Here is a 14,151-nt window from a genome sequence, read left to right as displayed (position 1 = left end):
TTAGAAAATAGCCAAAATTAAAAACGCCCATCCCTCTGCATTTAAGCAAAGGGACGAGCGTTGGTAACATCGTGGTTCCACCCTATTTCCCGCAGTTTCTGCGGCTCATAAATCTTTAACGCAGATTGTACGCCACTATTTACTTAAGTTCAATAGCAGAGTTTAAAGGTGGTAATCATTTGCATGGGTACGGAAGTTTTCAGCCGGTGACTCCCTTCTCTTATCTATCCAAAAACCAAATGATCTTGTCCTTATCATTACTTTTAGATTCGTTAAAATTATATATAAGTCGTATTATAGCTTCTGCTGACAATAAAATCAAGCTTTAATAATTATTTTTTAAAATAATATTGAAATGGGAAGCTGCTAACTGGCTGAAATTCAACTCTTTCCTGAAAAACATTAATTACAGTTAATGTTTTTGGTTCAGAAGGATGGTCGCCATAAATTTTTATTTTCTTCGGTGCCATCGCTATTAATGGTGCTAAATTCAACTCGTCAGCATCCAATCCCACAATATAAAGTGGCTCTTTTTGCATGAGCATTCTTAGTTCGAGCTTTGTAAACCGTTTTCCGTTCGTTTTATAAAAAGAAAATTGGTTGCCCTGCATTATATGGACTGTATTGTAGGACGGTTCCCTTTTAACAATGTATTCCCGCAGCATATCAACAAACGCTTGATGATCTTCTTCTCGTTTAAACTCATCTATTGCCAACCCAACAAAGTATATAAGCTGGTCTTTAAATACCTTGAACTGAAATTTAACAACTGAATCAAAATGAATTGTTTCAGTGTTTTTAATATTGGCTATAAATAACGACTGCAATAATTGACTTGGATCTTTGTTTTTCCTAACATTAACACTGTCAGCATCATCACCTGAGAATATCCAGTGAGTTATATCTAATATGCGTTCTATTTCATCCATGTTTGTATAGTAATAATAGTCTTTAATTATTCCGTTTATCATGTTTGTAAGTCGATGTGTTACAAATACCTCAACCATTGATTTCGCTATGGATTCCATTGTCTCATTACCAGGTACCTGATAATCAAGTATTAAATGATTCCCCCATTCCTCACTTGTTTTCCAATGCAATTCAATCTGCTTATTATACTGAAATAAATGCTCACAAAAACTAATCACTTCTTTATCCGATTCAAAATAAACTTCCAGCAAATACATCACCCTCACCCAAGAACCAAACTGTTACATTATATGGACATACATGTGAAAAAATGTATAAACCCATGAAACTAGTAAAGTTAGTAAACAACTGGAAGCAAGTACCTGAAATATATCCTTTCTTCTTCACTATTATAATCGAATCTAAAACTTAAAAAGTGTTATAAAAAATATATTTTATTTTAATGACACCACATGCCCGTCTAGATTCGATAGTGGTTATAAGAAGTACTCATTAGAAAAATGGCTTAATGCCAATCCTTAATAGCGAGAGTCAAAGTGAATCTTATGCTCAGAAAGCGAAAAGGAAGAAATTCGTAAGCTGCCGCACTGAAGGTCATGTGGTACGACACAGGGAGGGGGAGTTCACTAGGCGCTGATGGGTGAAGTCCAGTTATCTGTAGCACCTAAATTTTATAGTACGCTAGACAATAAAAAAACTAGCGTAAAAGAACATAATCTTTCATGCTAGTTTAATGATATTCTAAACATCCCGGCGGTTTTCTCCTGACAGCGGAATTTCTTTACTTACTTGTTTAATACGCTCAATAATTCGCCCTGCTTTTACTGTTTCAACACCGCCACGATTGGATCTGCCAAGCTGCTCTTCCAAATGTTCCAAACTGTAATTGGATGTGAAAAACACTGGCAGCTTTTCCATCATGCGATATTGTAAAATAGACCCTAGTATCTCGTCTCGAAACCAGGCTGATTGTGTTTCAGCACCAATATCATCCAGCATTAGCACATCCGCTTTTTTAAAGTAATTTATCTTTTCATTTATCGAATCATCTTTAATTGAACTTTTTATTTCACGAACAAATTCTGGCATATAAATTAACATGGATGATATATTATATTCTTTTAATGCGTTTGCCAGCGCCCCAAGCAGGTATGTTTTTCCAACACCAAACGGTCCGTAAAAGTAAATACCTTTTGAAGGGAGCCCTGATTTCGTTTGTTCTAAAAAGAGGAGTAACTGCCTGATCCCACTACCTCTTTCAGTATCATGATCGATATCGTCTATAGCTGCATTTAATATTTCCTTTGGCATATACAAACTCTCGATTAACTGCTGCTGTTGCTGTTGTTTTTCATGATCCAGTCGAAGGTGACACTTTTCATATGATAGATGAATCTCATTATCTTTAACATGTAATACAGGTGAATATCCTTGTAGCATATTTTGACATTGTTCAAAGGATTTACATTTATCACACTGCTTAGATTGGGATTTATATTCATATAGCTTTATCAGATTTTTTTCAACTTCTTTTTCCGGCAATGTTGGATGATATGACAAAAATTCTTTTATTTCAGGGTCATTTAAAACTTCCTGTTTGATTCGTATATAGTTTTCTTTAAAATTTTTATTTTCTTGCATCCATTTTTTTAATTCCGATTGTACCGGCTTCATTTTTATCATCCTTATAAATGATTATTCTTCTTTTTAGAGTACTTTCGCAATAGTGTTGCTGTTTCTTCCCATTCTTGTTGTGAATCTGTATTATCTTGAGTTGAATTTGCCTGCTGCTTCTTCTTTTTCCGTTCTTTAAACCATTCAGGAACAACCTCATTAGACTGAGGCTTTTTATAGTTTGGTTTATTTGCTTTTCCTTTTTGATATCGGTCCTTCTCACTCTTTGCGAATGCCATAGCTTCTTTTGCTGTCTTCAGATTAGCACGTGACCAATGACTTGCTATCTTTTCTAGATACGCTCTTGATAGCTTCATATTTGATTGCAGCAAAACATAGTGGATAAGTACATTCATCACTGGAGAAGGCAGTCCTTGGGTTGTCATAACTTCACGAATCACCTTCATATCCTGGGCAGATGCCTGACCACCACTTGATAAATCTTCAAGTAGCTGTTTTGGTGATATTTTTTCCAATTCGATGATAAGCTGCTCTTCTTTCGTAGTTGGGTTACTAACCGGTTCATTTATTGGATGTGCTTCTTTTTCAGTAAGCTTAATATTTATTTGATTGTGTTTGTTCTTAAATAAGTCATGACAAGCTTCTTTAAACTCATTACGATTAAGTGAATTTTCATCAGTCAACGCCCATAACACAGATTTTTCTACTTCATATGTTGCTAAATCATATAAAGTCATCATTTGGGAAATTAATTTCCTGTTTGCCGGAGTCAACACTCTATTTGCTGGGATCATACGCTGTTTCAGCATTTGTTCCATCCAGGTGAAATCAATTGCAGCAGTATCTGTAACCGATTCATGTTGATCTTCAGCCACTTCCATCCCTTCTAGATAGGGTTGAAACGTTTTGAAGACTTCACTGAAGGAGGCCGTTATGTTAGCTCCTTCTCTTTTTTCATGTTGGGTATAGTGTTCCTTCAGTAATTCAAATTTATTTTCACCAACATGATGATATAGTAATTGAGCCAGCATTTCATCCGTAAAAAAATTTGCTGGTGAAAACGGACTTTGTAACTCATATATATATGAAATTTGTTCATCTGTTTGATTCTTATATGTTTTAAGCAGTCCAATGCCCTCAAGTTTTAACCTTGCCCGATAAATATCATCTAATGGTAAATTCATATAGTTCATTATTGTATGGTGTGTTTGGACTAATGATCCATGCTGAAATTCAAGTTCGTTCATTAGGGTTTGATATAATGAATATGCTTGAATACCAATTAAAGGTTGGTACAAGTGAGTTAACGACTTTGCATAATCAACTGGCAAATTTCCTTTAAACAAAACACGATAGCCTTCGACTGGCAAAATTTTTCCTATATGATTCATTACTCTAACCCTTTCTTTGTTCCAAACATGATACTGAATTGGTTTTTCAAGTATTATTCTTATCTGTTTTAATTAAGTCTTTTAATTCATCCAAAAATACAGTTAAATCCTTAAACTGTCGATAAACTGATGCAAATCGAACATAAGCTACTTCATCAACTTCTGAAAGTCGATCCATAACCATTTCACCTATTTCTTTACTATCAATTTCTGATACACCAGTATTACGCAATTCCTTTTCAACATCGATGGCAAGTTCTTCAATTTTTTCAAGAGGAACTGGACGTTTTTCACATGCTTTTATTAATCCTCGTATTAATTTTTCTCGGCTATATTCCTGTCTTGTACCATCTTTCTTCACAACAATTAACGGGACCTCTTCAATCCGTTCAAATGTTGTGAAACGAAATCCGCACTTTTCACATTCTCTGCGTCTGCGGATCGAACGAGCCTCTTCAATTGGCCGTGAATCCAAGACTTTTGTACTTTTATAGTGGCAATTTGAACATCTCATGTCGTTCAACCCCATTCATTTCTGCTACCGCCTATTCGTATTATTAATTATAGGTAGCTCTTTATTTACCTGTTGATATAGTTGCTGGATAATTTTTGTACTATAACCTAAATCAAACGGTAATACTGACTCTGTTGTAACTGAGAAATCAATAGCTGTCTGATAAGGTCTAACCATTATCACAGTTGCAACAACAAAGGCTTTTTTTCCTTTGATAATAGTGGCACTAATTTCACCGTGACCTTTGGAAATAGCATTGATGTGATAGCTTTCGTTATTATTAAAATGATTTTCCAACAAACTTAACCCTTTGTCTCTTGTTGTTTTATAGTAATGTGTTTGGAGCGTCGGATCAATATGATTCTCACTAGTTTCAGCATGATTACTAAAATATTTCGCAGTTTTTTGTCTGAACGACATTTCGTACACCCCATCTGAAAATAATACATATGTATAACTTCTTATCGTACACTATATATCTATTTATTTTAACATGTTTTTTGTAAATCGACTAATTATAGAAAACTTGGCTTATCGTCTAGCCTTAATGGTGAAAACCTTAGTTGCACTTATGCATTAAGAAAGTATTTATAGTATCTTAACCACGAAAAAAGGATTAACCAATTATTCTGGTCAACCCCTTCTGTCCATACTATTTATAACATTTTTTGAAATGGTTTTACCTTAACAGGTCCCTTACCTCGTTTAACTTCAACCTGTTCAAATGTTTTTGCCTCTAATGCCTTTATAATATATTCAACAGCTACATTTGGATCAATTGTATTACTGCATGTATAAACATCAATACTTGCATAGCCATGCTCAGGAAAGCTGTGGACTGTTAAATGTGATTCTGCAATAATAACTACCCCACTAACCCCATGTGGTGAAAATTTATGGAAAGCTACTTCGCGTATTTCTGCTCCAGCCTCTAAAGCTGCATCAACAAAAATTTGCTTGATTTGACTAATATTATTTAAAGTATCTATACTACACTCCCATAATTCAGCAATAACATGTCTTCCCATTGTATCCATTTAAAGATTCCACCTTAATATAAGTTGAGTATCTTCTATCTGCAGCTATAATTCCGCTACTGAGGGAAGTTAGTCCAATAAGATTCTAACCCTTTAAGCAGGTATCATTTAATATAGAAGTCATGAGAAATTATAAACTTATTTTAATGTACTTGCAATATTTTAAGAAATTTTCATTTCTAGTTTATTGATATTATTCCCAACATATTTGGTGAGATCTATGACTCGTTCTGAGTAACCCCATTCATTATCATACCAAGCCAACACCTTAATCTTGTTATCTTCCATAACCATCGTTGATAGTCCATCTATAATTGCAGAATACTCCGATGACGTGTAATCAATTGAAACAAGTGGTTCATCACTATATTTTATAATTCCTGCAAGCTCATTCTCAGCAGCTTTTTTGAATACGCTATTAACCTCTTCAATTGATACGGACTCTTTTACATCAATAACCAAGTCTATTAATGAAACATTAGGTGTTGGTACTCGCAGGGCCATACCATGCAGCTTACCATTCATGTTAGGTATTACTTCGCCTAAAGCCTTAGCAGCTCCTGTTGAGGTAGGAATAATTGATTGTGTACAACCTCTAGCCCGTCGTAAATCTTTGTGCGGATTATCTAAATTCTGTTGATCATTCGTAAACGCATGAACAGTTGTCATTAAGCCGTTTATAATTGAAAAGTTATCATCTAATACCTTCACTACTGGTGCAAGACAATTAGTCGTGCATGAGGCATTGGAGATCACGTTATCCTGTTCTGGATTATATGTGGTCTCATTCACACCCATTACAATTGTTTTGTCAACATGTTTTCCAGGTGCCGTTATGACAACCTTCTTGGCTCCTGCCTGTAAATGTAAACCAGCATCTTCTTTTGTTTTAAATTTTCCTGTTGCTTCTACAACTACATCGATATCAAATTCTTTCCACGGTAATTTCCCGGGTTCACGTGCACTTGTTAAAGAAATTTTCTTCCCATCAACTTCCAAACTTCCATGAAGCGCTTTCACTTCTCTGTCAAAAATACCATGAACACTATCATACTTTATCAAATGTGCAAGTGTTTCTGGAGGATAACTTGCATTTACTGCGACAACCTCTATCTGATTATCTTTAATAGCTTGACGAAAGACCATGCGTCCAATTCGTCCAAATCCGTTAATTGCAATTCGGGTTTTACTCATTTGTAGTCCTCCTATATATGTTATACTCTTTTAGTTTTTTATCATAAATAGTATAACATAATTATATGAAAATGTGCTCAAAAGTTGATAAAAGCCTAGGAAAAATTATTCCTAGGCTTCTTTAGCTTCATTTACATTCCATTTTTTTAGCAGGTCTTCCAGCTGCCGATATGACTCTTGCTTTGTTCCATTGTTGTCAATAACAGCATCGGCAAGGTTTGCTTTCTCTTTAACAGAGATCTGAGCATTAATTCGTTGATATGCCTCTTCCTCTGAATATTCATCACGTTCCATTAGCCGTTGCACTTGAACGTCCTCATCCACGTATACAACAACTGTTTTGTCGACAAAATCAGTTAATTTGCTTTCAAATAGCAATGGAATATCAAGTACAACACATTCCGCTCCAGATTCTACATAGCCATCTCTTCTTACCAGCATCTTTTCTCTGACTGCAGGATGTACAATACCATTTAATTGTTTACGTTTTGATTCATCATTAAAGATAATATTTCCTAATTTTTTTCTATCTAGTGCCTTATCATCACGCAATATTTCTTGGCCAAATGTCTCTACGATTTGCTCATAGGCCTTCTCCCCTGGCATTACAACTTCACGTGATAGTTTATCCGCATCAACTACTGGAATATTAAAATCATCGAACATTAATGATATGGTGCTTTTCCCGCTTGCTATACTTCCCGTTAAACCGAGTACTAGTGCCATTGCTATACCTCACTTAAATTTTTGGCAGGATATACAAACGTGTGTACCACGTCCACCGATTTTCATTTTTACAATTGGCTTTCCGCAATTTTTACATGGTTGATTTTCTTGTCCATAAACAAATAGTTCTTGTTGAAACATTCCCATTTGGCCTTGTCCATTAACATAGGAGCGAATTGTTGTTCCACCTTGGCCAACTGCATCACTAAGTGTGATTATTGCTTGTTCTTGTATTACTTTCACTTCTCTTTTCGTTAACCTGCTTGCTTTTTTCAATGGGTGAATATTTGCTCTGAACAGTGTTTCATCAACATAAATATTCCCTAAGCCAGCAACAATATTTTGGTCCAATAATACCGCTTTAATAACGCGTTCAGTTTTTTTGAGTTTTTTATAAAAATAATCAAGTGTAAATTCTTCATCAAAGGGGTCAGGTCCTAATTGATTCAGTGGTTTATGATTGAATTCGTCACCTTTATTAAAAACATGCATAGTTCCAAATTTACGCACATCATTGTAACGAAGCTCTTCCCCATCCGTAAAGCTAAAAATAACGTGTGTATGCTTTTTCATTGGTTCTTCAGATGAGTGGACACTGTACTTTCCTTCCATACGTAAATGAGAGATAAGCACAGATTCATCAAGCTGAAATAACAAAAATTTTCCTTTACGTTTTATATCATAGATTGTTTGTCCAGTTAATAAATGCTTGAATTGTTCTGCATCATCAGGTCTTTTTATAATATTTGGCCATAGAACAGAAACATCTGCAATGGTTTTATTGATAACAAATCGTTTTAATGTTTTTTTTATTGTTTCGACTTCTGGTAATTCTGGCATGTTCCTGATTCTCCTTATTTTGCATCAAACCAGCTATCACCATATTCATAATCTACCTTCAGCGGGACAGACAATTCTATAGTATTCTCCATTATAGCTGGGACTATTTCTTTTAGTTTTTCAATTTCGCTCTTTGGTGCTTCTATAATTAACTCATCATGTACTTGTAATATTATACGTGCTTCCAATTTCTCGTCCATTAGCTTTTGATGTAAATCAATCATTGCTTTCTTAATAATATCCGCCGCACTGCCCTGGATGGGTGTGTTCATTGCCGTCCTTTCAGCGAAAGATCGCAAATTAAAATTTCTGCTCGTTATTTCTGGCAAATATCTTCTGCGCATCATGAATGTTGTAACATAACCCTGATGCTTTGCTTCCTGAACAATTTCATCCATATACTTTCTTACACCTGGATAACTTTCAAAATAGCGCTCAATAAACTGTTTCGCTTCCTTACGTGTAATGCCCAAACTCTGAGAAAGTCCATAATCACTTATCCCATAGACAATACCAAAGTTAACTGCTTTAGCTTGTCTGCGCATATTTGATGTCACGTCATCCTTTTCCACATGAAAAACATCCATCGCAGTTTGAGTATGGATATCGATATCGTTTTTAAATGCAGCAACTAACTTTTCATCTTTTGCAATATGTGCAAGCACACGTAGCTCAATTTGCGAGTAGTCAGCTGCAAACATTATCCAGTCCTCTTTTGCAGGTATAAATGCCTGGCGAATTTTACGTCCTTCCTCCAACCGGATCGGAATGTTTTGCAGATTTGGATCAATTGAGCTCAACCTTCCAGTTTGTGTTAATGCTTGATTGAACCGGGTATGAATTTTATTACTGTTACGATCCACCACTTTTAATAACCCTTCAATATAGGTTGATTGAAGTTTACCAAGCTGCCTATATAAAAGAAGCTTTGGGATAATTTCATGTTCCGATTCCAATTGCTCCAGGACATCTGCAGCAGTAGAGTAACCAGTCTTAGTCTTTTTGATTACTGGGAGTTCCAGTTTTTCAAATAGTATAGGTCCTAATTGTTTAGGAGAATTTAAATTAAATTCTTCGCCCGCAAGTTCATAAACTTCTTTCTCAATATTCTTCAAGCGCTCCTTAAGCGAAACTCCCATTGCCTCAAGTCTTTCTATATCAACCTGAACACCAGTATGCTCCATCTCACCTAAAATTAGTGCTAGCGGCATTTCTAATTCTTTAAGTAGTTCAAATTGCTCGTTCGCTTTCAATTGTTCTTCCATTTTATCTTTTACATTAAATAGTAAATTTGTTTTGCGGACAACATGTTCTGCCAATACATCCTGTTCCGGCACTTTCATTTTTGCACCTTTTCCGTATACTTCTTCATCAAATGAGACATCCGTTTCACCAGTCCGATGTCCAATAGCAGGGATATCATGGTTATTTTCAGATGGATTGAGTAAGTATGATGTCAAAAGCATATCAAAGGAAATCCCCTGAATATGTACACCTTCGTTCAGTAAAGCAACCAAAGTTTTCTTAGCATCAAAGACTATTTTGGATTTTGTTATATCCTCCGCCCATTTTTTAAACGCATTTGAGTTTAACGCTACAGTTGTTGGTATAAAATAGGCATTTGAACCATCAACTAGACCAAATCCTTCAATTGGAGCTTGGTGATAGTTCTCCTTAAGCATTTCCACTACCAATGCTGCATTTTTCTCAGTAAAAATTTCTTCAGTTACCTCGTTAAGGATGGTATAGTTAATTTCACTAAGACCTTGGGTAATATCATTTTCTTCGGTAGGATCACCAGTAAGTCTAGTTAACAAAGAAAGGAATCCCAAATCTTTAAAAATGGCACTTACATCTGATTGCTGATACCCCTCGTATGTAAGATCATCCGTTGAAACTTTTATCGGAGAATCACAATTGATTGTAACGAGCTGTTTACTCATAAATGCTTCAGATTTATGGTCGACTAGTTTTTCTTTTAACTTCTTTCCACTTACTTCATCCACGTGTTCGTAAACATTTTCAAGTGTGTGGTATTGCTTTATTAATTTTGTCGCTGTCTTTTGACCAACACCCGGAACACCTGGAATATTATCTGAACTATCACCCATTAATGCTTTAAGATCTATAATTTGATCTGGGTCTATTTCCATCTTTTCTTTCATGAACGATGGTGTATAAGATTCAACGTCACTTAGCCCCTTTTTCGTAAGGTTAACAGTAACTTCATCTGATACTAGCTGTAACAAATCCTTATCACCGGAAATAACCGTTACATCCCAATTATTGTTCTTACCCTGTTTTGAAAGTGTTCCGATAATGTCGTCCGCTTCATATTGGTCCAACTGATAATGTGGAATCTGAAAAGCATCCAACACTTCTTTTAATACAGGAAACTGTTCTGATAACTCAGGTGGAGTCTTTTGCCGGCCACCTTTATATTCTTTATATGTTTCATGACGAAACGTTGTCTTTCCTGCATCAAACGCAACTAACATATGTGTTGGCTTCTCATCCTCAAGAATTTTTAGCAACATTGTTGTAAATCCATAAACAGCATTTGTATAGACACCTTTATCATTATTTAATAATGGTAATGCAAAAAAGGCACGATATATAATGCTATTTCCATCAATTAAGACTAGTTTATTTGACATAGTAATCCTCCAATCATACCGTGAAATCACTAAACACATTTTATCATGGTACAAGCTTAAATGAAAAATTTACATCCGTTTTCTCATTTCATTCAATTCATCTTCCAATTTCCGAATTCGCTTCTGCATATTATATATAACAGGCAAGTATGCAATAACTATTATAATGATTACGCCAATATTACTTATGTCCAATTATCATTCTCCTTCACGAATCACTTTATGATAATAGTATAACAAAAAGGGACACGATTGTTCTTTAAATAACTTTTACAGGAAGGCTCAAACTGCTGTTACTTTGGCAAATATACATGAAACGTTGAACCATTGTTCGGTTCACTATCTACCGAAATTTTCCCCTCATGCACTTCTACAATATGCTTAACGATCGCAAGCCCTAATCCAGTTCCACCAGTATTTCTGCTTCGTGCTTTGTCAACACGATAAAAGCGCTCAAATATCCTTGGAATAGCTTCCTGATTGATTCCAATACCTGTATCTGATACCTGAATATGGACTTCATCTTCCGTATCTGTAACCGTTAGCTTTACTTCGCCCTCTTCTGACGTGTAACTTATAGCATTTGTAAGCAGGTTGATTACTATCTGCTTAATCCTTTCTTTATCAGCCTGTAGTGAGATACTATCGCCTACTTCGGCCGTTAACGAAATACCCTTTTGTTCAGCAGATTGTTTTATAATAGGTAATACTTCATCAACTAAATCATTCATATTGAGTGTTCTTCTAACTAACTTAAATTCATCTTTTTCCAGCCGTGATAAAGTTAATAAGTCTTCTATTAAACCCTGCAATCTGGTACTTTCATCGTTAATGATAATTAAGAAATTTTTTAGAGTTTCACTATCATTCATCGCACCATCCAGTAATGTTTCAGCAAACCCCTTAATTGAGGTAATTGGTGTTTTAAGTTCATGTGATACATTTGCAACAAAATCTTTTCGCATCAATTCAAGCTTTTTCAAATGTGTTATATCATATAACACTAGAACAGCACCTTTTAACATGTTACGTTCATTAAATATCGGGGCACCTACAATTTCTATGTATTTTTTATCTACTTCAATTACTTGCGTAAACGATTCCTTTACGTTTTTTTCATACAAAAAAGTTTGCTGTACGGTTTGATGGATTTTTTCGTTATCCAGCACTTCATAATACAGGAATCCATTATAATCATGGGGAACTCCGCCGAACATCGATAGGAATTTCCTATTAACTAAGTGTATATACCCTTTTTCATCAAGTAATACTAGTCCACTTTGTGTATTATCAATTACAGTGGATAATTGTTTTTCCTGCATTTGCTCCTGAATGGCAAATTCACTCAGGTTTCTTGCTAATATATTAATCTTATTACTGAGTTCTGCTACACTTCCACTTGAAGTATGGTGAATACGTGCAAGATAATTCCCTTTTACGAGTTCATCAATTGTATTGGATGCCTTTTTTATTGGTTTCATATATTTGTCGTAAACATGAAGCATAATCAACAATAGGATAATATATTCCACTGTTAAGATAGAACCAAGAATAATATATTCATTTGTAAGTTGACTTAAAACAGCTCCCGAAACAAAAACAAGTATTAAAAGCCCCATAATGTATGCAAATAAAGGTCTTGAAAATATAACTTTCATTACTTCGGTTCCTCCAATTTGTATCCCAGCCCCCGAACTGTTTTAATATATGCTGGTTTTTTCGTGTCTGGTTCAATCTTTTCACGTAAATGACTTACATGAACATCGACAATCCGCGTATCTCCAACAAAATCATAGTTCCACACCGCACTTAGCAGCTGATCTCTTGATAAAACTTTATCTTTATGTGCAGCAAGATAATACAAAAGTTCAAATTCTTTCCTGGTAAATGTTAACGTGGTATCATTCATTTCTGCCTCATAACGATCAGGATATATAAATAATTCTCCAATTCGTATTGAAGTAAAATCAGTTTCTTCGGATTTTTGTGATCGTCTCAAGATAGCCTTGATACGAGCTACAACTTCTTTAGGACTGAATGGTTTTGTAAGGTAATCATCTGCACCTAATTCCAAACCTAAAACCTTGTCAAATTCGTCATCCTTTGCCGTTAGCATTAGAATAGGTGTATCGATTTTATTATTACGTAAATGTCTGCAGACGTCCATTCCGTCCATTTCCGGAAGCATTAAGTCCAGCAGAATGAGGTCATAACTAGATTCCTTCGCTTTTTGAATAGCCTGCAGTCCATCATATGCTTCATCTACTTCAAAGCCTGCTTGTTCCACATTAAATTTTAAAAGCGTAACGATTGATGCTTCGTCATCGACAATAAGAATTTTTTTCCTCATCAATAGTCCCCATTTCTATAAAACGTATAATAAATTAATCATACATTGAACTGACAACAATGTGAATATGTTAGCATGTAAAGAATAATTTACAAAGAGCTGTATTTCATTAGGTTCGTTATTCTATTTGATTTTCTGGATAGGAGCTCTATTAAGTTTCTTTTTGGCTGATAAATCCTTTTCATGTTGAAAAGATTAGCCAATTAGAAAACTTAGCATTGTTAATGGGTTCTTTATGAAAGTGTATTTTGCTTTATTAGAACAGCCCTTATACTTTGGAGTGTAAGCCTAAACGGGGGCACTTATGCAATAAGAAAGAATTTATACTTTTTTAACTGCAAAAAAATACTACCACTACAATAGTGATAGTATTCACCTGTTTAAAAGAAGTTTTCAAGAGAAGCACCTGTTATGGATTCAGGCTCGTATGCCGGACATACATGAAGCTTGCCATGTAAAATTTTATCACCTTCAGTATCATATCCGACTACAGATAATGTTATTTGATGGTTTTCCTGATCAATTGCAATTATTTCCAGCGTAATTTTTACTTCCGAGTAATGAAAAACAGGTTTTGGAAATGTCATTTCATGCTGTGTAATATGACTCCCGGGCCCAGGTAAATGCATTGACACAATGGAAGATACTGCTCCAAATAACATAACTGATGGTACGATCGGCTGTTGATAAGCTGTTTGTGATGCATAATCATGTTGAATGTATAATGGATTTGCATCATTTGTTAATCCTAAATATAATAACAAATCTCTATCTTCTATAATATGTGATGCTGTGTAGGAATCACCAATTTGTAAATCGTTAATTTTCTTGCCAAGCTTTCTCTTTTTACCAATCACGTCATCACCCCCATATATGT

General features: G+C 35.0%; 14 protein-coding genes. All 14 read right to left on the bottom strand.

Annotation, left to right across the window (positions count from 1 at the left end; translation table 11 throughout):
- Positions 1–332: 332 nt before the first annotated feature.
- Entirely contained in the window at positions 333–1,181 is an 849-nt protein-coding gene (gene ytxC, locus BMY13_RS06965) for a putative sporulation protein YtxC (protein ID WP_092503580.1), read from the bottom strand.
- Positions 1,182–1,671: 490 nt separating this feature from the next.
- On the bottom strand, positions 1,672–2,604 hold the full coding sequence (gene dnaI / locus BMY13_RS06960) for a primosomal protein DnaI (RefSeq protein WP_092492358.1): 933 nt from the start codon (positions 2,602–2,604) through the stop codon (positions 1,672–1,674).
- Between the two features lie 11 nt (positions 2,605–2,615).
- On the bottom strand, positions 2,616–3,956 hold the full coding sequence (locus tag BMY13_RS06955; RefSeq protein WP_092503578.1) for a replication initiation and membrane attachment family protein: 1,341 nt from the start codon (positions 3,954–3,956) through the stop codon (positions 2,616–2,618).
- 46 nt (positions 3,957–4,002) lie between these two features.
- Positions 4,003–4,470, bottom strand: coding sequence for a transcriptional regulator NrdR (gene nrdR, locus BMY13_RS06950; protein WP_092503576.1), 468 nt, complete (start codon positions 4,468–4,470; stop codon positions 4,003–4,005).
- A 24-nt stretch (positions 4,471–4,494) separates the two neighbouring features.
- Positions 4,495–4,890 (bottom strand): cytosolic protein, encoded by a 396-nt coding sequence (locus tag BMY13_RS06945; RefSeq protein ID WP_092492355.1) that lies wholly within the window; start codon positions 4,888–4,890, stop codon positions 4,495–4,497.
- 236 nt (positions 4,891–5,126) lie between these two features.
- On the bottom strand, positions 5,127–5,507 hold the full coding sequence (gene speD, locus BMY13_RS06940) for an adenosylmethionine decarboxylase (RefSeq protein WP_092503574.1): 381 nt from the start codon (positions 5,505–5,507) through the stop codon (positions 5,127–5,129).
- A gap of 162 nt (positions 5,508–5,669) precedes the next feature.
- Entirely contained in the window at positions 5,670–6,701 is a 1,032-nt protein-coding gene (locus BMY13_RS06935; RefSeq protein WP_092503572.1) for a glyceraldehyde-3-phosphate dehydrogenase, read from the bottom strand.
- Between the two features lie 111 nt (positions 6,702–6,812).
- Positions 6,813–7,427 (bottom strand): dephospho-CoA kinase, encoded by a 615-nt coding sequence (gene coaE / locus BMY13_RS06930; RefSeq protein WP_092503570.1) that lies wholly within the window; start codon positions 7,425–7,427, stop codon positions 6,813–6,815.
- 9 nt (positions 7,428–7,436) lie between these two features.
- Positions 7,437–8,267, bottom strand: a complete 831-nt coding sequence (mutM, locus tag BMY13_RS06925; RefSeq protein WP_092492351.1) for a DNA-formamidopyrimidine glycosylase — start codon at positions 8,265–8,267, stop codon at positions 7,437–7,439.
- Positions 8,268–8,281: 14 nt separating this feature from the next.
- The gene (gene polA / locus BMY13_RS06920) at positions 8,282–10,924 is read right to left on the bottom strand and encodes a DNA polymerase I (RefSeq protein ID WP_092503568.1); all 2,643 of its coding nucleotides are present in this window, start codon (positions 10,922–10,924) and stop codon (positions 8,282–8,284) included.
- 69 nt (positions 10,925–10,993) lie between these two features.
- Positions 10,994–11,119 carry a hypothetical protein gene (locus BMY13_RS19905; protein ID WP_281243667.1) on the bottom strand — a complete coding sequence of 42 codons (126 nt, stop codon included), beginning with the start codon at positions 11,117–11,119 and terminating at the stop codon, positions 10,994–10,996.
- A 98-nt stretch (positions 11,120–11,217) separates the two neighbouring features.
- Positions 11,218–12,582, bottom strand: a complete 1,365-nt coding sequence (gene pnpS, locus BMY13_RS06915; RefSeq protein WP_092503566.1) for a two-component system histidine kinase PnpS — start codon at positions 12,580–12,582, stop codon at positions 11,218–11,220.
- A complete protein-coding gene (locus BMY13_RS06910) occupies positions 12,582–13,274 on the bottom strand; it encodes a response regulator transcription factor (protein WP_092492348.1) in 693 nt (230 codons plus the stop codon). The genes pnpS and BMY13_RS06910 overlap by 1 nt, the downstream gene beginning before the upstream one ends.
- 380 nt (positions 13,275–13,654) lie before the next feature.
- The gene (locus BMY13_RS06905) at positions 13,655–14,131 is read right to left on the bottom strand and encodes a MaoC/PaaZ C-terminal domain-containing protein (RefSeq protein WP_092492347.1); all 477 of its coding nucleotides are present in this window, start codon (positions 14,129–14,131) and stop codon (positions 13,655–13,657) included.
- Positions 14,132–14,151 lie beyond the last annotated feature (20 nt).

The organism is Virgibacillus subterraneus (assembly GCF_900110695.1).
Taxonomy (GTDB): Bacteria; Bacillota; Bacilli; order Bacillales; family Amphibacillaceae; genus Lentibacillus; species Lentibacillus subterraneus.
Note: the sequence above shows the minus strand (reverse complement) of the source record. Positions and strands in the feature narration are given on the sequence as shown.